17 protein-coding genes and 1 pseudogene are annotated in these 20,966 nt (G+C 43.8%); 11 read left to right on the top strand and 7 right to left on the bottom strand.

Annotation, left to right across the window (positions count from 1 at the left end):
- The first annotated feature begins 202 nt into the window (after positions 1–202).
- Positions 203–1,039 (top strand): hypothetical protein, encoded by an 837-nt coding sequence (locus tag A3756_RS18850; RefSeq protein WP_068512640.1) that lies wholly within the window; start codon positions 203–205, stop codon positions 1,037–1,039.
- Between the two features lie 92 nt (positions 1,040–1,131).
- Positions 1,132–1,677, top strand: a complete 546-nt coding sequence (locus tag A3756_RS18845) for a PaaI family thioesterase (RefSeq protein WP_082865366.1) — start codon at positions 1,132–1,134, stop codon at positions 1,675–1,677.
- A gap of 339 nt (positions 1,678–2,016) precedes the next feature.
- Here the strand turns inward: A3756_RS18845 and A3756_RS18840 are convergent, their stop codons facing one another.
- Positions 2,017–4,674 carry a cation-translocating P-type ATPase gene (locus A3756_RS18840; RefSeq protein ID WP_068511635.1) on the bottom strand — a complete coding sequence of 886 codons (2,658 nt, stop codon included), beginning with the start codon at positions 4,672–4,674 and terminating at the stop codon, positions 2,017–2,019.
- Positions 4,675–4,858: 184 nt separating this feature from the next.
- Here A3756_RS18840 and A3756_RS18835 point away from each other — a divergent pair, with 184 nt between their 5' ends.
- Positions 4,859–5,938, top strand: coding sequence for an aminopeptidase (locus A3756_RS18835; RefSeq protein ID WP_068554289.1), 1,080 nt, complete (start codon positions 4,859–4,861; stop codon positions 5,936–5,938).
- Complete coding sequence (locus tag A3756_RS18830) at positions 5,939–6,205, top strand: hypothetical protein (RefSeq protein WP_068507777.1); 267 nt, start codon at positions 5,939–5,941, stop codon at positions 6,203–6,205.
- Here A3756_RS18830 and A3756_RS18825 read toward each other — a convergent pair.
- A complete protein-coding gene (locus tag A3756_RS18825; protein WP_068507775.1) occupies positions 6,202–6,780 on the bottom strand; it encodes a hypothetical protein in 579 nt (192 codons plus the stop codon). The two genes, A3756_RS18830 and A3756_RS18825, sit on opposite strands and share 4 nt — an antisense overlap.
- A 357-nt stretch (positions 6,781–7,137) precedes the next feature.
- Here A3756_RS18825 and A3756_RS18820 point away from each other — a divergent pair, with 357 nt between their 5' ends.
- The gene (locus A3756_RS18820) at positions 7,138–7,632 is read left to right on the top strand and encodes a hypothetical protein (protein ID WP_068554286.1); all 495 of its coding nucleotides are present in this window, start codon (positions 7,138–7,140) and stop codon (positions 7,630–7,632) included.
- Between the two features lie 49 nt (positions 7,633–7,681).
- On the opposite strand, the gene A3756_RS18815 is transcribed toward A3756_RS18820, so the two are convergent.
- Positions 7,682–8,209, bottom strand: coding sequence for a hypothetical protein (locus A3756_RS18815; RefSeq protein ID WP_156490600.1), 528 nt, complete (start codon positions 8,207–8,209; stop codon positions 7,682–7,684).
- Between the two features lie 518 nt (positions 8,210–8,727).
- Between A3756_RS18815 and A3756_RS18810 the strand changes: the two genes are divergently transcribed.
- The 3 genes from A3756_RS18810 to A3756_RS18800 all read left to right on the top strand — a co-directional run bounded on the left by A3756_RS18810 (position 8,728) and on the right by A3756_RS18800 (position 11,145).
- On the top strand, positions 8,728–9,561 hold the full coding sequence (locus tag A3756_RS18810; RefSeq protein ID WP_068638289.1) for a hypothetical protein: 834 nt from the start codon (positions 8,728–8,730) through the stop codon (positions 9,559–9,561).
- A 90-nt stretch (positions 9,562–9,651) separates the two neighbouring features.
- A complete protein-coding gene (locus A3756_RS18805) occupies positions 9,652–10,200 on the top strand; it encodes a VF530 family DNA-binding protein (RefSeq protein WP_068507412.1) in 549 nt (182 codons plus the stop codon).
- Between the two features lie 264 nt (positions 10,201–10,464).
- Complete coding sequence (locus A3756_RS18800) at positions 10,465–11,145, top strand: hypothetical protein (RefSeq protein WP_068554282.1); 681 nt, start codon at positions 10,465–10,467, stop codon at positions 11,143–11,145.
- A 55-nt stretch (positions 11,146–11,200) separates the two neighbouring features.
- Here the strand turns inward: A3756_RS18800 and dbpA are convergent, their stop codons facing one another.
- From dbpA to A3756_RS18780, 4 genes are all read right to left on the bottom strand, one after another.
- Positions 11,201–12,583 (bottom strand): ATP-dependent RNA helicase DbpA, encoded by a 1,383-nt coding sequence (gene dbpA, locus A3756_RS18795; protein WP_068554281.1) that lies wholly within the window; start codon positions 12,581–12,583, stop codon positions 11,201–11,203.
- Between the two features lie 138 nt (positions 12,584–12,721).
- A complete protein-coding gene (ppnN, locus tag A3756_RS18790) occupies positions 12,722–14,167 on the bottom strand; it encodes a nucleotide 5'-monophosphate nucleosidase PpnN (RefSeq protein ID WP_368664599.1) in 1,446 nt (481 codons plus the stop codon).
- 271 nt (positions 14,168–14,438) lie between these two features.
- Positions 14,439–15,017, bottom strand: coding sequence for a PEP-CTERM sorting domain-containing protein (locus A3756_RS18785; protein ID WP_068554280.1), 579 nt, complete (start codon positions 15,015–15,017; stop codon positions 14,439–14,441).
- Between the two features lie 237 nt (positions 15,018–15,254).
- Positions 15,255–17,054 carry a bifunctional diguanylate cyclase/phosphodiesterase gene (locus A3756_RS18780; RefSeq protein ID WP_197470027.1) on the bottom strand — a complete coding sequence of 600 codons (1,800 nt, stop codon included), beginning with the start codon at positions 17,052–17,054 and terminating at the stop codon, positions 15,255–15,257.
- Between the two features lie 287 nt (positions 17,055–17,341).
- On the opposite strand from A3756_RS18780, the gene urtA reads away from it, so the two are divergent.
- The 3 genes and pseudogenes from urtA to A3756_RS18765 all read left to right on the top strand — a co-directional run.
- Complete coding sequence (gene urtA, locus A3756_RS18775; RefSeq protein ID WP_156490602.1) at positions 17,342–18,622, top strand: urea ABC transporter substrate-binding protein; 1,281 nt, start codon at positions 17,342–17,344, stop codon at positions 18,620–18,622.
- 158 nt (positions 18,623–18,780) lie between these two features.
- Complete coding sequence (gene urtB, locus A3756_RS18770) at positions 18,781–20,448, top strand: urea ABC transporter permease subunit UrtB (RefSeq protein WP_068513018.1); 1,668 nt, start codon at positions 18,781–18,783, stop codon at positions 20,446–20,448.
- Between the two features lie 32 nt (positions 20,449–20,480).
- A pseudogene (locus A3756_RS18765) lies at positions 20,481–20,966 on the top strand (urea ABC transporter permease subunit UrtC); the annotation flags it as partial.

Raw genomic sequence — 20,966 nt, 5'->3', positions numbered from 1 at the left:
TTTTCTATACTGGAAGGTAGCCGATTTCCTTCTTTCGTTAAGAGATTCCACTATGCACGTGAAGCAATGCGTTTAAAAAACAGGATGCTGACAGAATGAACAAGCAAACTTTTTATAGCTTGCTATCAGGTGTGTGGACTAAGCTATTTGGTGCCGAGCTCAAATATATTGAGCCCCAGCCTCATCAACAAGAAGAGACATTATGCCGACAGATACAAATTACATCATTATTCAGCTGCTAATCGGCACCTTTGCTTGTTTGTGCATTAGCGTCGCTTACATTATGTTTTTGAAGCATAAGCTGACAAAGCTTAAGCCGGGGAAACATCATACTTTTGAATATGCCTACGATGGAAAAACGGTAGGCAAGACTGCGCCTGATTCAGAAGGTGAGGAAGAGTCTGTCGAAGATGGAATGAACAAACTGGATGAATTGTCCGGCCAGCAATTAAGTTTGAGCTCGCAACTTAAAGATATGACATCTGAGAATGACCGGCAAGCCTTTAGTGATTCTGAGCGGCAGCGTTTGCTTGAACATATTGAGGCACTCGAAGCCTCCTTGAAAGAATCAGGAAAGCGGATTACCTCAATGAATGTTCAATATCAGCAAGCTAGCCGAGACATTGAAAAAGAGGCTAATAAAGTTTCAAGCCTAAAGAGGGTTGTTGATGCTGTTGATACAAGCAATGAGAGAGAAGAATCGTTAATCGAAAAAACACAGCAGCTTTCGGAACAACTGGACGAGAAAGTGAAGGAGATTAAGAAATTACGAATTAATTCATCACTTATGACCAAAGAGCTTGATGATCTCAAGGCGGACAACAGTGAAGCCTACCTATTAAAGCAGTCGCTTGAAGAGGCACAGCAAAAACTGAAACGTTCTGAAGCTGAGCGCGAAACCCTCGAAAGCAACTATGTCGACCTCGCAGAAAACAGTCAGTCCCCTAAAGAATTGCAAGACGAGCTGAACCGCTTGAAAAAAGAGTATGAAATGCTTGAGCAGCGTTTCATTAGTTATGGCAACTCGGGTGCTGCCTAGCGTACCCTTTTTCTACTAAGTGAATATCACTTGCGTGCCTTGCTCAGGCTGGTAGTCTAGCGCCTTCAAATTACTTTAAGGAAGATGGCCACATGATGAGCTACCTTCAGTCTATCAATCAAGACCTACAAAATCGCATGCGTGACTGGGCAAACAAACCTCAGTCAGACGCTTCAGGCTTTGTCTCCAAAGTTCAAAGCACCGCAATGACGGCTCTGTTGACCAAGTTTGTTGGTCAGGCGATTCCTTTTGCGACGCGAAATGGTTTTAAAGTACTTGAGGTAAAGCGCGGCTTTTTGAAAGCAGGTATTCCCCTTAAGCCAAACAAGAATCACTTTAATGCCATGTACGCAGGCGCGCTATTTACCGTCGCCGAAATTCCTGGGGGCATTATTTCAATGCTGAGCTTTGATGAGCGTTTTTATCCTGTCTTAGTCGACTTAAAGATGGAATTCATCAAGGTTGCCAAAACTGATGTCACGGTTGAGTTTGGTTTATCTGACCAAGAACTAGCCCGCCTGGAAGAAGAAACCTTGGCAGAAGGCAAGAGTAGCTTTGTCCTGGAAGGTGAGGTTAAAGACGCTGAAGGTACGATAGTGGCGAAAAGCTACGCGAATTATCAGGTAAGAATGCGCTAAGTAATATTTGGGTCAGAGTTCAGTTGGCTTTTTTGACTCTGACCCGAATGGCACTTACTTAAGCTTGATTTCGCCCCGAAACTCATCATTCCCGCGCACAAGGTGAATTGCGCAGCAAGAGAGGGCCGCCTGGGCGGGGCGGGAATCCATTGTTTTTCAGCCGTTTGGCTGACCTAGAGAGTTAAAAAAGACTAGAAATCTTTAGGTTAGCGATAGTCATGGTCCTTCAATTTCATTGAGTTAGCCTCAAAACAATGGATTCCCTTGTTCAAGGGAATGACGCCATTTTCTCCTTAAGTAAGTGCCATTCGACTCTGAACCTCTTTATTTTTACCTCGTTTATTTCTTATATAGCCAGCCTTTTCTTACCAAATGCTTTTCGCCTTCTACGGCGAAGAAAACTACTAAAGCTAGTCCACAGCAGATCAATAACTCCGTCATGGGGAGTGCCTGAGTTTTAAACCATTCGTTACCTAGTGGCGTGTAAATAACAAGTAATTGCAGTGCGAGAGTACTGATCAATGCCGCAATTAAGGCCTTATTGGTAAAGAACCCGATAGAAAACAGAGACAAGGTTTCTGAACGAATTGCCATGACATGCATGAGCTGGGATAAAGTCAGCGTGGTAAATACCATTGATTGCCAGTAGTCGGGGCTGTACTCTAGGGCCCAATATTGGGCGAAGAGAGATAGTGCACCGATTAAAAAACCTATAAATACAATGTGTTGCCACATACCGTGAGAAAAAATACTTTCATTTGGTGGGCGTGGCGCTCTGGCCATGACACCTTTTTCTTTTGGCTCGACAGATAGGGCCAATCCAGGTAAACCATCGGTAACCAAGTTTATCCAAAGAATGTGGATAGGCAGCAGGGGAATAGGCATACCCAAAAAAGGTGCGAGCAGTAATACCCAAATTTCACCTGAGTTACTGGTCATCGTATATTTTATGAATTTTCGAATATTATCGAAGATTCGTCTACCCTGTTCGACTGCTTTGACGATGGTGGCGAAGTTGTCGTCGAGTAGCACCATATCAGAAGCTTCACGAGCTACGTCAGTGCCATTCTTCCCCATAGCGACACCTATGTGGGCATTTTTGAGTGCTGGGGCATCGTTCACTCCGTCTCCAGTCATTGCGCAATATTCGCCATTGCTTTGAATTGCATTTACCAGTCGGACTTTCTGCTCTGGTGAGACTCGCGCATAAACTTGCGTTGACTGAACAGTTTGTTGGAGTTCAATATCATCAATCGATGCCATATCAGCCCCGGTAATGACACTGGGGTGATGTTCACTGCTATTCGCTGACTCGTTAGCTGGAACCAGATCGAGTTGTTTCGCAATTGCCAAAGCTGTTGCAGGATGATCCCCGGTAATCATTATCGGTGTGATACCAGCTGTTTTACATTGTTGAACGGCCTCTTTGGCTTCTTCTCGGGGAGGGTCGATCAATGCGGCTAAGCCTAGGAAAGTCATCTGTGACTCAAGCGTTTCCTGATCGAAAGTGTCGCCGTCATTTAAGTTCTTCATAGCGAAAGCGAGTACTCGGTAGCCTTGTGTCGCAAGGTCTTCTGCAATATCTAGCCAGAGATCACGATCAAACTGCTGCACTTCTGCGGCTTGGGTAAAAGCTTGGCTACAGCAGGAAAGTACTGCTTCAGGTGCCCCTTTCGTATAAGAAATTAAGGGTGTGTGGGGTTCACCCATTAGCTTGTGTACAGTAGTCATACGCTTTCGGTTAGAGTCAAAGGCACACTCGGCAACGCGCGGAAGCGATTTCTCAAGTTCTGTTTTTAGGAAGCCAGCTTGGGCTGCGCAGTTGAACAAGGCTAGCTCTGTCGGTTCGCCACTAGACTGCTCTATCTCGCGACTAACCCTGACATCATTGTTGAGCGAGAGCACATGTGCAAGGTGCGAGCTTTGAGCCAAACTGTTCAGGGCGTAAGGTTTGCTTTCAGGTGTAATTAGCTTGTCTACGTGCATTTTGTTCTGAGTGAGAGTGCCGGTTTTATCAGAGCAGATGTAGCTAACCGAGCCTAAGGTCTCGACAGAAGGTAGGTTACGCATCAAGGCATTAATCTTGATCATTTTTGCTGCCCCTAAGGCTAAGGCAATACTTACAACAGCAGGTAGGGCTTCGGGAATGGCTGCCACAGCTAGGCTAATACCGGTTAGCAGCATTAATAACCAGGGTTCACCCCGAATAAGGCCAAGGACAATCACAACCAGGCATATAAACACAATACTGATAGCGAGACGCTTACTGAATAGGGCTAGCCTATTCTGGAGTGGCGTATGGCTCTGTTTAGCGCTTTTTAGCAATGAGGCTATTTTCCCCAGCTCGGTTTCCATGCCTGTGGCAGTGACAATGCATTGAGCTGAGCCCCTGTTGATCTGAGTGCCTTTGAATAGCATATTGCTGCGCTCAGCGAGCAAGGTATCTTCGTGTTCAAGTGCTTCGACACGTTTATCAACACCAAGAGATTCACCTGTCAGTGATGATTCATCACACTCAATATCCTTGCCCTCGACAAGGCGAACATCGGCAGGCACTACGTTGCCGGCCTCCAGGCTAATAATATCGCCAGGGACGAGTTGCGTGCTGGAAATAGTCTGCCATTTGCTATCGCGTAAAGTCAGCGTCTCGAGTGTCGCCATGGCTCTAAGAGAAGCCATCGCTTTTTCAGCCCGGAATTCTTGAAAAGCGCCCAATATTGCATTGAGGCCAATAATACAAAGGATAATAAGTGTATCCACGGCTTCACCGACTAGACCGGAAATCGCCGCCGCGCAGAGTAGCACCATAATCATTACATCCTGAAACTGAGCCATGATCACCTTCCACCAAGGGCGGGTGTTGGCCTGTTCCAGAATATTTTCTCCCTGTGTAGTTAAACGTTCCTGCGCTTCTTGTTTACTTAGGCCCTTTTCTATTATTGAATTCAGAGCTTCTGCGCATTCTTCAGTATTTAAGGTGTGCCACTTTGTTGACATAGATTCTAATCCTGTGGTCAGATTCTTTCTTCATAAGAATGATCTAATCATAAAATGATTTCTAGTGAATGACGATATTCAGTATTCACCAATCTTGATGCGGGTCACTTAAGAGCTCGAATCTAAAAGCTCTTTTTATAATTCAAGCCAGCCTTCGAGGCTTTGTCGTAAAAAGGGGAAGTGCTTGCGAAAGCGATTAAAGGTTTTGGGGCTTGGTGCCCTGTGTTTGTCGTCTGTGACCTTGCTGAGTGCTTGTTCTTCAGTTAGTTATTATTCACATTTGTTAAATGGCCAAACCTCTCTTTTGTGGAATCGAGAGCCTGTTGAGACACTGCTAGCGGATGATGAAACCTCTGAGGAGCTTCGAAAGCGTCTGATTTTATCTCAAGCGCTTAGAGATTTTGCCAGCAAGGAACTCAATCTACCAGTCGATGACGCATATACCAGTTATACAGACTTAGGCCGACGCTATGCGGTTTGGAATGTCTATGCTGCGTCTGAACTGTCTTTGGATGCTTATACTTGGTGCTACCCAATACTTGGGTGTTTGGCCTATAGAGGCTATTACGATCAATCTATGGCCAAAGCTGAAGCCTTGAGACTTGAAAAACAAGGCTTTGAAACTCGAGTGGGGGGCGTGCGGGCTTATTCTACCTTAGGTTTTTTTGACGACCCATTGTTAAGTAGTTTCATATTTACGGATGAAGTATATCTGGTCGAGTTGTTGATACATGAGATTTCTCATCGCAAGCTCTATATAAAAAATGATACTAAATTTAACGAAAACTTCGCTACGGCTGTTGGTACGATTGGCGCTGAGCTTTGGTATAAGAACCAAAGTCAAACACATAAATATCAAGAATATCAGCAAGCAAAAGCAGAGCAAAAGAAGTTAATGAGCTTTGTTTTGAGCTACAAAGATAAACTTCATGATGTCTACCAGGACGACTCATGGAGCGTAGAAAAAAAACGTAAAGAGAAAGATAAGCTGCTGAAGGAAATGAAACTCTCCTTTCAATCTCTAAAGCAGAAGCATGCTTGGGATAGTCGCTATGACCGCTGGGTGAATGAACTTAACAATGCCGGTTTTTCAACCTTATCGAACTATCAGGACTTGGTGCCAGGTTTTATCGCTTTATACCACAGGCTTGGTGAGGATTGGGATGCTTTTTATCAGGAGGTTGAGCGCTTGTCTGAACTTGATAAGTCACAGCGGCATGCGCATTTGAAGTCCTTAAGTGAAGCGATTGGAGAGCATCAATAAATGACACAGAATATTGTTTTGGCACTGGTGATAATTATCTCTCTCTGGGCGCATGTCTGGCTGTATTTATGGATGAAATTCAAAATGGACGAAGGTGTTATTACTCGCTGTCTAAAAGATGCCTCGGTAGACATGCAGAGTGACAGTATTGCTAAGCAAGTCGAGATGAGCGTCGAGCGAGTTGAGAAAGTTTGCCTCCGCAGCAAAGAGATTCAGGTAGGTGAGGGGCACGAGAAAATTATCTCACTATCAGTCACTGGAATTTAAGCAATAATTCCGTTTCGACTTAAGTGTTCGTCCAGGGTAGTGTGGTGAGGGATAGCCTTGCCTGATACCCAGTTAGCTGCTGCTTGCTCTCCAGTTAATGCTAAGACCTTTTGCTCTTTATCCCACTCGTCATTTGAAGCGCTCTTTAGATAAGCGAGTACGTCGTTGTTAGGGGTCTTCAAGCAAGACTTGATTACCAGTCCAGTAATTTCTTCGTATGTGCCTGGGCCACATTGGCCTGTGTTCGTTATAGCGCGGGTTGCCCCTATAAGGTAGAAAGCGCAGGCTTTTCTCAACCAAGCATACTTTTCGCCATGTATATCTCCATAGCGCTTTTTTAGGGGTAGAAGCTGCATACCTGCAAAAACTTGTGCTTCTTTGAGGATAGCCATTTTGTCCTCATATTTCACACTGGCTGAAGCATTTCCTACTAAAGGTTTACGCTCGTCAGTTTGTGTCATTTTTTTAGTATGGTTGAGAGGAGGGTAATCACGATAGAGTGAGCGAATTCTTACGAAGGTGATGATGAAAAGCAAAAAAACAAAGACTTCTGCCAAGTGGATAAGTGCGCTCATGAGTTTCTTCCTTGTAACTATAGATAAGCACTGGGCTCTATCATTCTGAAGACAGTCGGTTCTCGTTTGCATCATACAGACGCACGTAGTGTTAGAAAACAACTCTTTATTCTATAGAGACTGCGCTATCGAATACATAAAACCCTTATATATTTTTGAGAAGTGTGAGGTATTGCTTTTCTAGAGTGTAAAAAATTGCAATAAGTTCACGGTTTCCAGTATTCAAAATGTTTGTCATGGAATGAAAAGTGTATAATCTTCATTCTTAAATTTAATATATTTTTCATGTGCTTACGTGTCAGGTCAGCTTCGTAAAGCCTTTCCGCAACGCAGGGTTTACTGTATAGATGACGTATTATGAAGAAACAAGACATCAGTAGTAACAATAGATCGGGTGAGAGCCAGGTATCAGTGAAGCCAGAACCGGTGGATGAAAGCTGGGCGCTAGCTTTGCTTAATGAAGCACTCATCGAAGAGGCCGCAGAAACTACGATTGAAAGAGCTAAAACTACTGTTGGGAAAGCGGAACAAAACTGTGAGCTTTCAGATGACAGTGTTACCGAAAGTCTTAACGATAATGCTGAAGTGTTCTCGAAAGCGGTAGGCAGCAATGAATTGCCTGAACATTCGTCTTCAGAATCTCTGCAATTAATGTACAGACAACACAGCCTGTCTGCGGACTACGCTCATAGCAATGAGGTGCATAGAAGTGCTTCATTGTCTGCAATTCAAATGCAGCAGATTGTTTTTAATGAAGTTAAAAAATTTAATGCAGAATCAGAAAAGCTGGCAAACCGAAGTGGCAGAAATTGGCTGGCTCGCTTGATTGCAAAGTTTACCGGCAGGTCATGATTAGCTAATTACCTAGCTCGGTAAGGTCAACATAGAAAAGTCTTAAGTGTTAATTCTCTTCCAAGAAAGCCTGGATTCGTTTCTTACAATGCTTTGATAAACTTCCCGACAGATAAAGGGTAGGGTGTTCAGCGCTTTCTTCAAGAATTGAGTCAAGCAATTCGCTTTCATCATCATCTGATAAATTCACAATCCACATATTGATGCGGGTGTCGTCCTGAAGCTGTGCTTCGTTCATGCTGGAGTCAAAACAATGAATTTCTGCATCACAATATAGAGCGAGCTCTTTAGATAAGCTTTTAACATAGAGCTCTAATGATGCGTATACGCCGACGACTCTCTCGGTGCATTCTTCAACAAGTGGTGTAGGAATTGGTGCGTGCATTAATTCTTCGCTTAGCGCTTCTTCTTGGACGATCTCAGTTCTCTCTGTTTCCTCGCTTGCTGGTTCAAGGGCTTTCTCTGGTTCTAGAGTCCGAAGCTCTTCAAGTAATAGTTCAGCTTCGGCGCATATATCATCGAGAATCGAACCGTCCTCTAATAAAGGAGGCTTGCTTTCCTCAATGGAAGATAGCATTACATCTTCATTTTTTGCTTCTTCCGAAATATATACGCCAAAAGGGTTCAAAAGATCAGGTTTGGCGTGATTGTCGTCTTGAGATTGATGCGCTTCAGAGCCTAGAATTGGAATATGCAGGGCATCTTACTCACCAGTTGACCAGATATCTTCCGCATGAGCTGATGAGCCCGTTGGAATATTGACTTTCTTAAGGTCAGACTTGCTCTTAATGCTTTTACTGCCGAACATGTGAATATTCATGATAATGCCTGCAAACTTTAAAGTTAAACTATATTGGTTAATAGATGTTCATAACTAAAGCCTAGTCATTATTACGCAAAAGTAAGCTAAGGTTCTGCAAACAAATGTGAAATCTGGTTTTATGATGGAAGTAATGTGTCACATATTTGGATTATCTCGTGTTTTTGTATTGTGACTAGGTTCAAAATTCGAATAAACTGCGCTTCAGGCAGTATTGGAACTGCCGATAAAAGGGAATTGACAAGTTCATGCAGGGAATAGGGAGGTTCGCCGCAGTGTTTAAACGCCTAAAATTACATAAGAAACCAAAGCCAGATTTACGCTTTATTGACCCTGAAATATACCGGGCTCAGAGGCAAGCTCCCAAACGAAGCACTTCAATACCTTTCACTAGAAAAGGATATGACATAAAGCCGAACAATTTGTATTCGGATGTGTATTCAGGTTTATCGCAGTCAAGCGTCAAAACACACTCTACTAAAACATCTTTTTATCGGACTCGTGCAGGGAAACCTCTATCGGAACCTGAATCGTCGGATAGGCCTGTATACGTAAGTACTGAAAAGGATGAGGCTTTCTATCTGGAAGGTGTGAAAGCTTTGCCTCAAATGCTGGTAGAGGAAAGTCAAAAGCAGGAGCTCAAAGAGCATCCTCATATCGACTTATTTGATATGTTTGTTGCGCAGTCTGATAACGCGAGAGTAATCGTGGGTAATCAGCTCAGTATAGAAGACCGGTATCTTGGGCCAAACTATCTGTGTGAGCGTAGTCTAGGAATATTTTCTGACTCAAAAATGTATTCAGCTTTAATTAGAAAGGAGCTGAGTTCATACCGGGTAGATGTCCGCCACTTTAATCACCCTACTACCTTTGTTGAAAGTCGATATGAGTTCTATGACCGAATTTCTGCATGGATTCTGTTTTTGTCAGATGATTGTGATGAAGGCTTTATTGATCGTTTTCTGGACCGTTACTGTGATAAGCCAACTTTATTCCTGTGCCCCAAAATGAGCAGAAAGAATGCGACTGAGCGTGTGAAGGAATTTATTAATCAATATGGGCTTGAGGAAGAAGTCGATCTCTGCGACTCAGAGATTGAGTTAGTTTAGTGGTTTGTTCGAAAGTTATTTAAAACAAACTCTTCTATTGCTTCTTTAAGGTATAATGCTGCGAATTACTTTTTGGAGCCCAACCACCTCATGACTGAAGAAATTAACTACCAGAATAACCCTTTGCATGGCCTGGGTTTAAAGACGCTTGTGACAGAAATCGTTGATTTCTATGGCTTTCAAATCCTGCACGCATATTTGAATCTGAATTGCTTCAAGACAAATCCAAGTATCGAGTCCAGCGTTAAGTTTTTAAAGAAAACGGATTGGGCTCGTGAAAGAGTTGAAGCATTTTACCTTTACCAGTTTAAAAGTCTCCCTAAGGCTTCCCCTGAGCAGTTCGAATTGCCTCCTCGCGACCGTATTATTCCTGACGGACAAACTCCTGGTGAACCGGCAGAACTAAGCCTTGAAGATGCTGAGGAACTTAGGGAAAAACGAGAGCGAAAAGCTGCAGAAAGGCGAGGTAGTGGTGATAGCTTTTCGAGAAACAGGAAGTTTACCGCTTCGCCCTACACTAAATCTGGATCTGAAAAGACAAGAGATAAGCCTAATAGCGACAACGAAGAATCAGGCGCTAAGAAGCCGAGTAAGCCTTCTTCAGGTGCTGCTGACCCATGGGCTAAGTGGAAGGAATAAGACTCGCGTCACATAATTGCTCCGTATGCTAAATGCGTGAATGATATACTCTCTTCTGAAAAGGATGACTCTTAAAACTCAATTAGTAAAACTTTAGTCTAAGGAAGACGGTTTTTTCTATCAAAAACAGTTTGCTGTTCTGCGTTCTCCCTTGTTCAAGCCTGCCACATAACAAGCTGAATTTTCCTCCACCTGTGGCACGAAAGTTCACTTGCCAGACGTGGTGGATTTTAATAATACGAAAATAAGAATATGAAGATCTTAATGTCTCAAAAGAACAAGCAAACTAAAGTGCCGAACACTTTCTTTATCTTCGTTATATTGGCTGCTCTGCTGAGCCAGTCGGGTTTGGTGATGTCGATGACTATTGGCTCGCTAAGCTATGACGCAGATGTTAATGCTAGCATTATTTCTGATAGCCGAAACAACCGGGATTGGCTACGCTGGGATGAACTGACTGGTAATACTTTGGAAGAAACGCGTGCGTTGACTCAAGGTGCTTACCAAGGTTGGTCTATTGCCAATTCGCTTGATGCCCAGCTGTTTATCGAAGCACTATTGCCTGCTTATAGGGCGACCACTTGTACTGCCTACTCGAGTGAAGGGTGTTGGACAGATAGAGATGTAACGCGAGACTATCACGAGTTAGTTGGCGATACCTTTACAACTGGAAGTGGTACTGACCTAGTCTTTTTTGAGTCTCATAAACCTGATTGGGCTGGATACATTATGACTCGCCAAGATAGGGCCTTAAAGACAGTCGAGAAGAAATCTGAGTTCGATCGTATCGATAACGCTAATCGTTTTGTAGATTCATACGAAGGTACAGGGTGGTTGTTATATAGAGACTGGCCAGTTGATTCAATAGAAGTGAATGAGCCTTCATCACTGTTTTTTAGTTTGTTCCCCTTACTAGGTTTATACAGGTTCGGACGTAAGCACTAGCGATTATAACGAATTGGGATCAGTGTAAAATGTTTTATACACTGATCCCAATGCCTTAAATAAAGCGAGCCCTAAAGTTTCGACCTTTTAGTTTTCCTTTTGAAATTTTCTCAAGCGCTTTGCGACTAACTTTGTGTTCAACCGCAACATAGGCTGAGAAGTCAAAGATATTAATCTTGCCTATCGATGTTGCTTCTATCGTCTTGTCGCCTGTCAGTGCGCCCAATATGTCGCCAGGTCTGACTTTCTGTTTCTTTCCACCGTCAATTTGAATTGTTTTCATTGGTGGGTAAAAAGGCTTTTTGGCAAGGACGTCTGCTGAAGGAAGTGCTTCTGCCACTATTTCTTTGTTCAGGTACTGTTCTAATCTATCTATGCGATAGCGTTCTTTTTCTGCGTAGAGTGTAAATGCCAAACCCTTACTACCTGCACGGCCTGTTCTGCCAACGCGATGAACATGGACTTCGGAGTCGCGTGCTATGTGAAAGTTTATGACAGCATCTAGATCTTTAATATCGAGACCGCGGGCCGCGACATCCGTTGCGACCAGAATTGAGGCGCTTTGATTAGAGAATCTAACAAGAGTTTGGTCTCGATCGCGCTGTTCCATATCACCATGTATCGCAATGGCGCTGAAGTTTCTATCATGTAAGGCATCTGCCAGGTCTTGGGTTTCTCGTTTGGTATTGCAGAAAATCACCGTTGATGGTGGTTGATACTGCATGAGAATACGATGAACTGCATCAATTCGCTCATCTTGATCTGGGAGTTCATAGAAGTGTTGCTCAATACTGCTGTCACTATGTGTTGACTCAACCTTTACCATGACCGGATCGGTGAGATATTGCGCTGCGATCGATTGAATCTGTTTTGGATAGGTTGCGCTTAACAGCAGAGTTTGGCGCTCTTCTGGTATATCTTCAATGATAGTATCCAAGGCCTCCTGAAAGCCCATGTCTAGCATTCTATCAGCTTCGTCCAATACCAGCGTGTCAACATTGTTGAGCTTCAGGTTACCTTTTCTAACGTGTTCTTCAACCCGGCCAGGAGTACCGACGATGATATGTGCGCCGTGCTCTAAAGAACCAACTTGAGGGCCAAAAGGCATGCCGCCACATAAGGTGAGAACTTTTATATTGTGAATAGCGCGGGCAAGTTTGCGAATTTCTTTGGCGACTTGATCGGCCAGCTCACGAGTAGGGCAGAGCACCAAAGATTGAATTCTGAAACGTTTTACGTCTAGCTTATTGAGTAGCCCAAGCCCAAATGCGGCAGTCTTTCCTGAGCCCGTTTGACCTTGCGCGATGACATCTTTTCCCTCAATAATCAGGGGCAGGCTCTGCATTTGAATCGGTGTCATGGCTTGATAGCCTAATGAATCCAGATTGTCTAAAAGTTCTTTTTTTAGGGCTTGGGAAGAAAAAGCAGAGTCGCTCAAAATAATTGTCCTGATGTTGGAAAGCAGCAAGGCCCCTGTTTATCGAATACGGGCCTTAATAAGTGGCACATTCTAGTACTTGTCAGCGAAGTGTTCCATCTCTAGCTGAATTCTAACTAAGGAGGTTTCCCTATCATCTCATGAGACAACCTCATAACAAGGTTTGTATTCCTTATCACCCAGCTTCATTCGGCGCTGGTCGACGAACGTGCGCAAGAGCTTATCCAATGGCTCTATAATTTCCAAATCTCCAGTGATCTTGAATGAACCATGCTCTGCAATTGCTTTCAAACCTTGCTCCTTGACATTACCGGCAACAATTCCTGAAAAAGCTTTGCGTAAGTTTGCGGCAAGAATGTGAGGCTCCTGATTTTTGGACAGGTCTAGGTTTGCCATGTTGGGATGAGTGGGCTCGAAAGTTTTTTGAAACTGATGGTCGATATGAAGTTGCCAGTTGAAAAAATAAGCATCTTTTCGGGAGCGGCGATGTTTAAAGACCTTATGACAGGTTTGCACCATATGCTGAGCGACAGCACCGGGATTGTCAGTAATAATTTGATATTTCTCTTGTGCTTCTTCGCCAAGAGTTTGGCCAATAAAATCGTCAATCATCTTGAAATAGGCTTCGCTTTCTTTTCCGGCGGCAAAGACTAAAGGGAAGGGGGTCTTAGCGTTTTTGGGGTGAAGTAGAATGCCCAAAATATAGAGAATTTCCTCTGCCGTACCAACACCGCCAGGAAATACGATAACCCCGTGACCACAGCGCACAAAGGCTTCCAGGCGTTTTTCGATGTCTGGGAGTATAACTAGTTCATTGACGATAGGGTTTGGAGACTCGGCTGCGATAATTCCTGGCTCTGTAATGCCTATATAGCGCCGCTCTTCAAAATGCTGTTTGGCGTGGCCTATTGTGGCACCTTTCATGGGCCCCTTCATTGCGCCGGGGCCACAGCCGGTAATAATGTTTGCTTCGCGAAGGCCTAGTTGGTAGCCCACCTCTTTGGTAAATTCATATTCGCATCGATTGATAGAGTGGCCACCCCAGCAGACTATAAGCGGTGCTTGGGCGCCTTTGCGCAGCAAGTTGGCATTTCTAAGAATATGAAAGACTGCATCAGTGATGCCCTTGGAGTGTTCAAAGTCAAAATGCTGAGGGTCAAGCAGTTGGTTTTGAACGTAGAGCACATCTCTTAATACTGAAAAAAGTTGTTCCCGAATACCGCGAATCATCTTGCCATCAACAAAGGCTGAGCCAGGCGCATTTTCAATCAGCAGCTTGATACCACGAGACTGGCGTATAAATTTGATACGGAAATCTTTATAGCGCTCGATGATTTCATTGGTATCATCGACGGTGCTGCCGGTATTTAAGACCGCTAAAGCACAGCGCTTAAACAATTCATAGACCTTGGTTCGCGACAGCTCGACTAATTGTTTTACTTCATAGGCAGAAAGGATTTCAAGGGAGCCTTCAGGGGAGACTGTGGTATAGGGCATTGTCTCACAAGGTAAAATTTTGATACTGGGGTTGTCGCTTATCGTGTGAGAGTTTTCTCTTGGCGTATTTTTATCAGTATCCCTCATAGATTACCTTTATATTTATCGAGTTTATATATTCATACTATGTATATAACTAAGCATAGTTTAGTGAGTAAAATATAGTAGGTGAATGTGACTCATTTACGACTAGTGGCTAGCTCTCTTGTAATGGTGGCGCTAACAATAACATTTGTGATTTAAGGTTGGGGGAAGGAGTGATATATAATTTAAGAGGTAAAAGCTAAGGATTGACTGTGCCGGAAAATAAAAAAGCTAGGTCCAAAGACCTAGCTTTCATTCAGGCCGAAACTAAAACTTAAGCTTTAGTGTTACGACGGCTGAAGCCAAGACCTAATAAGCCAAGACCCAGGATTGCAAGAGAGCTAGGCTCAACAACGTCAACTGTATCAACAGTATTTACAGTAATACCTCTGATGTAGTAGTCATCATTTGTGCCAGTTACACCAAACTCGTATAAGCTACTATTGTAATTATATGAAGAGAAGTTGTACAAATTTGAGCTTGGGATATCAGCGCCAGCTATGAGCGTACCATTCACAGACCAACTAAAGTCATCGTTGCCGCCAACGTGACCGAACAAAACAGAAACAAGGTCTACACTCTCATCGAACAAGAATGATATTGTTTCGTCAGGACCAAAGCCGTCGACTTGATTGCTCGTATCAAAAAAAGAGCTTTTCACGCCTAAGCCATGTCTGGTGTCGACAGAAACGCCTGGCTGACCAGTCACTGTCAAGCCAAGGCCATATTGTGAGAAGTTCAGAGGGTCGCCATAGACAGTTGGGCCGCCTGTAAAGTCGTAGTTAATGATTGCTGCAGAAGCAGTGCTAGTTGCCAGCACCAAAGCTGTAGTACCAAGTAGTTTTTTAATCATGATTCCATCCATTTGGTTAAATTTTCATGTGGAATGAATCTATAAGCAATATCCAGACCTATATATATACTTGACTTATTGGTCAGTAGGTTAATTAAAGTTCATAAAAGTGTCATGTATTTTTAGTGTAAAGTTTTTCGACGTTTTTGTATCAAAATGTTAACGGCTTCCGTAGTTTTACGCCTTAGTGCTACTGAGCTGAAGAGAAAAGCCTAGATTGATTCTAGTTCTTTGTGATTAGTCACTCACACCTTCATCGGCAAAGCCGCTTTCATCATAAGAATAGAGCTTGATTTGTGCATCATTCAAATGTGCTAAACAGGTACCGAGCTCTCTCTTTGTGCGCTGTTTTAGCTGGATAAGCTGGGTTAGTAAGCTCTGGAAGGAGTCGAAATATTCTTCTGTGACGGTCATGACGCCGGCAGATAGGGACACAAAGTCGAATAAGCGCACATGACCATTTCGGTCGGTGCTTTCGATACCACCTTGTTTGATGTCGTTATCCGAATAGAATTTAAGTACTTTGTGGTTGAACTCAGTGAAAACGGAGCGGAGTAATTCTTGCCACTCATCCTGAGGCATAATCAGTACAAAATCATCCCCACCGATATGCCCGGCAAAGCTAGCGCCTTGTTTAAGTTGCTTTCTTAGAATCTCGGCAAACATGATCAGTACTTCATCACCCCGGTTGTGGCTGTAATGATTGTTAAAGGGTTTAAAATTGGCCAAGTCGAGAAGTGCGACTGAGAAAGGTGTATCTTTGTCCAGAAGCTCCATGACGCAATTTCCGAGAGGGGTGTTTCCTGGGAGCATTGTCAGAATATTTTCCTGGTGATCTGGTTTGACACGCAACTGTGTGACCTTGCGTAATAAGTCGATAACCGTTCCGATTCCAAGAAAATGCTGCTCGTTGGAGATAATAAAGTCATGCTCTGCATCTAATTGTGCGCGAGATGTGACAAGGCGGCTGACTTGCTCTATGCGCTGATGAGCGTCAACATGCAGGAAGTCTAAGCTCATTTCGCTTGAGATACACTTGGCTTGAACGACTTCTCGTCTCTGTCTTTTGGAATATTTGTTCATGAAGGGAGTGCGAAAGATAATGCCTTGTACTTTCTCATTCTCTACTACGGCAATGGAGCTCATGTGAACATTAGCTTCAAGTAGCTCAAAGACGGTTTGGATTGTGGTACCTACTTCGACATGAGCAGTTGAAACAACCAAGTCGCAGGCCAAACTTTTTTGATTGGTTTCTGCGAACAGTTTTTTGTCGAGTAAGTCATCGAGCTTGGGGGCGACCGGTGCTAACTCAGGCCTTTGAATCAAGTAGCCTTGAACATTATGAACTCCGAGCTCATATAGCTTCTTAAGTTCTTTTTCTGTTTCGACCCCTTCAGCAATTAACACAGAACCAATCGAGCGGGCGACAGCTACCACTTCTTTGACCGTTTTTTGTTTGCTGGCACTACCATTTACGTTTTGAATGAAGCTGCGATCCAGTTTGATGTAATCTGGTTTTATTTCAGACCAGAGTTTATGTAACGACGCGCTTTCACCAACATTGTCTATTCCACTCAAATGGTCAACTGCGACCTCAAAGCCTTGCTCATGAAAAAAATGAACAGCTTCGATAAGCTCATTAATGTTATTGCTGGCATTCTTTTCATCAATTTCCAACACCATACGTGTTGATGGAACTCTATTGTCAGCAATGAGTTTTCCAACCTGATCCTTTAAACGACTACTGGCGATGAGCATTTCGTTGGATAGGTTGATGAATAACTTGTTCTCCAGTTGAAGCTGGTCAAAGCTCTCGGCCGCTGTGTGTAGGCACATCAAGTCAAAAGGTTTTAAAATACCCGCTTCGGCAGCCGTATCAAACATTGCTGGCGTTTCTAAACCATTATCAGTCTCTGGCCCTCGTGAAAAGGCCTCCCAGCCGATGAGTTCACGCCGCTCGACATTAATGATCGGTTGGAACCAGCTGGTGATGTTATGGTGCTTCAGGATGTCTTTTACAACGAATTTTTTTTGCATGAGCTCAGGGGATATCATAGTTGTTCTTTATTAACTATTAATACTAGCAAACAATCTCTATTAGTCTTTTAATCTTTGCAGCTTATTGTAACGAGCTTTATTGAGTGTCAGTAAGAGTCGGTTTATAGAGTGACTACGTCATTTGACGTAGTCGAATTCGTCAATCAGCCAATACCCCCGAAGCAGTATATTTTTCATAATCGTTCATGAAGAGGCTATAACTCCAAATTTATAACAAGTGCCTCATTATCCAAGAGTCTTATTTTGAGGAAGGTAGAATCATGACAATGAAAAAAATGCTTAAAGGTTTAGTTCTTAGCGCAAGTGCTTCAGCATTTGCAATGAGCGCAATGGCTGCTGACACGATTAAAGTCGGTGTACTTCACTCTCTATCAGGCACTATGGCGATCAGTGAAACAACACTGAAAGACACGGTTCTAATGATGATCGAAGAGCAGAACAAAGAAGGTGGTTTGCTAGGTAAGAAGCTAGAGCCTGTTGTGGTTGACCCCGCATCGAACTGGCCATTATTTGCAGAGAAAACACGTGAACTGCTTACTAAAGACGAGGTTGACGTAATTTTCGGTTGCTGGACGTCATCTTCACGTAAAGCGGTTCTTCCTGTCATTGAAGAGTTGAACGGTTTGTTGTTCTACCCTGTTCAGTACGAAGGTGAAGAGTCGTCTAAAAATGTTTTCTACACAGGTGCTGCGCCAAACCAGCAAGCGGTTCCAGCCGTTGACTACTTGATGAATGACCTTGAGGTTGAGCGTTGGGTACTTGCAGGTACTGATTACGTTTACCCACGTACAACGAACAAGATTCTTGAGGCATACCTTAAGGCTAAAGGCGTTGCAGAAAAAGATATCATGATCAACTACACGCCTTTCGGTCACTCTGATTGGCAGTCAATTGTTTCAGACATCAAGAAGTTCGGTAGCGCAGGTAAGAAGACAGCGGTTGTTTCAACAATTAATGGTGATGCAAACGTTCCTTTCTATAAAGAGCTAGGTAACCAGGGTATTTCTGCTGAAGATATTCCAGTGGTTGCATTCTCTGTTGGTGAAGAAGAACTGTCTGGTCTAGACACTAAGCCACTTGTTGGTCACTTGGCAGCTTGGAACTACTTCCAAAGCGTTGAAAGTGATGTAAACGAAGAGTTTATTGCAAACTGGAAGTCTTACATCAAAGACGACAAGCGTGTGACTAACGACCCAATGGAAGCGACCTACATTGGTTTCGAAATGTGGGCGAAAGCAGTTGAGAAAGCGGGTACTACTGACGTAGACGCAGTTGAGCAAGCTATCTTGGGTGTATCGGTACCTAACCTGACTGGCGGTACTGCTGTTATGAATACTAACCACCATTTGAGTAAGCCAGTTTTAATTGGCGAGATTCAAGAAGATGGTCAATTTGAAGTGGTTTGGGAAACTAACGGTGAAGTAATTGGTGATGCTTGGTCTAACTACCTACCAGGTTCTAAAGACCTAATTGCTGACTGGACTGACCCGGTTAAGTGCGGCAACTTTAATACTAAAACAGCTAAGTGTTCTGGTCAGAACTTCTAAGACCTGAGCTTTAGCTAGCCGGAAACATTTATTCGGCAACTTAAAAGGGGAGCACTGTCCGGTGCTCCTCATTTCTAAACCTACAACCCCGTAATTTCCCTATGATGTTTGGCTTCAGATCATATCTGAACAGACACAACAGGGAAGTTGCGTGTTAAATGAACCTAAAATGGAGTACAGCGGTGAGAATCCTGCCCTTTATTCTCGCGATAATGTTTAGCTTGGTGTTCAACCAAAGCTATGCGGCATCGAACGCCGAGAACAGTCCAAGCACTGTTGCGACAGCAATAGATAGCGAAACCCAAGCGCTCTTAAGCAAACTGACGAAAGCCAAGCTTAAGAAGATTATTCCGATCTTGAAAGACTTGGAAGCACACGCAGGGGAAACCTTGCTCCCCATGTTTCAGGTGATGCTAAAGGGGCAGCTTCATTATCTTAAGAAAGACCGTAACTCACTTATGTCGGTGAAAAAAGTTGATGGCGAAAAAGTCTTTCACGAAGTTTTCACCGGTGCTGAGTTAGAGCCATTGAAAAAGAAACTCTACAAGAAAGTTCGTGTGAATAACAAAGTGCGCTCTTATCTCCGTGGGGCAATTGCACGTATTCAGCTAAGTGCAAAGGACCCAGAGTTGCGTCTTTCAGCGCTCACTTCTTTACTATCAAGTTTGGATGAAAGCCTGATTGAAGCCATTCAAGCAGTGAAAGTGTCTGAGCAAGATGAAGAAGTATTGGAAATGATGGGGGTTGCACTTGCTATTTATGCCTTAGAAAACAGCAAAGTTCGCGAAGAACGACTGGCGTCAATTGAAACCCTGGCAGGTCGTTTGGAAAATGAGATTAAGAATCTGCTCGCCAAAATTGTTGAAAATGATAGTGATGAAGTCGTTGTGGCAGCGGCACAAAAGGCGTTAACACTGATTGAAGATCGAGTCGCTAACTTTCAGTTTGTCGATAAGCTCTTTTTCGGATTGAGCTTAGGTTCTGTCCTTTTGCTTGCTGCAATTGGCCTGGCAATTACCTTTGGCGTTATGGGCGTTATTAATATGGCGCATGGTGAGATGATCATGCTGGGCGCTTATACCACCTATGTGGTTCAGCTTCTGATGCCTAATGCTATCGACTATTCGATTTGGGTCGCTATTCCAGCTGCTTTCTTAGTCTCGGGTTTTGTCGGCATCTGCATTGAACGAGGTGTTATTCGTCACCTTCATGGTCGCCCGCTTGAGACGCTACTGGCGACTTTTGGTATCAGTCTTATCTTGCAGCAATTGGTTCGTACCGTATTTTCTCCACTTAACCGTCAAGTTGAAACACCTAGCTGGATGAGTGGCTCTTTAGATATCAATCCGGTTCTATCGCTTACGATGAACCGTCTTTACATTCTTGCCTTTGCCTTGTTGGTGTTTGGTCTATTGTTGCTCATTTTGAATAAGACCTCATTGGGGTTGAATGTTCGTGCGGTTGCTCAGAACCGTGATATGGCGAAAGCCATGGGTATTCGCACAGACTGGGTCGATGCGATGACCTTCGGACTAGGCTCGGGTATCGCCGGTATGGCGGGTGTGGCACTAAGCCAGCTAACGAACGTTGGACCAAATCTTGGTCAAGCTTACATTATCGACTCCTTTATGGTGGTGGTCTTTGGCGGGGTTGGAAACCTATGGGGAACCTTGGTAGCAGGCTTCAGCTTGGGTATCGCTAATAAATTCTTAGAGCCTGTTACTGGCGCGGTACTGGCAAGTATCCTGGTATTGGTATTCATCATCTTGTTTATTCAGAAAAAACCGAAAGGACTGTTTCCACAGAAGGGGAGAGCGGCAGAATGAGTATTTTAAGTACGCTGTTTGATCGCGGATTAATGGGCCGAGAAGGTCAGCCGGGGAGTCGAACCTTTCCATTTGTAATTCTTTTACTCGCCATCACTTTCCTTGCCTCTATCGGTAACTTGGTGATGCCTGAAGGTTCAGTGTTTTATGTCAGCACCTATACCATAACTTTGCTGGGTAAGTACTTGTGCTACGCCATGCTGGCTTTGGCAGTTGATATTATCTGGGGCTATTGCGGTATTTTGAGCTTGGGTCATGGTGCATTTTTCGCGCTTGGTGGCTACGGCATGGGCATGTATTTAATGCGTCAGATTGGTGACCGTGGTGTCTATGGTCACCCTGAGCTACCTGACTTTATGGTCTTTCTGAATTGGCAAGAGCTACCTTGGTTCTGGCAGGGTATGGATCAATTCTGGTTTGCGATGATCATGGTGGCATTGGTGCCTGGCTTGCTAGCTTTCGTGTTCGGTTGGTTGGCATTCAGGTCTCGAGTCACGGGTGTATATCTATCGATCATG

The sequence above is a fragment of the Oleiphilus sp. HI0086 genome, from assembly GCF_001635225.1.
This window is presented reverse-complemented; position numbering and strand designations above follow the sequence as displayed.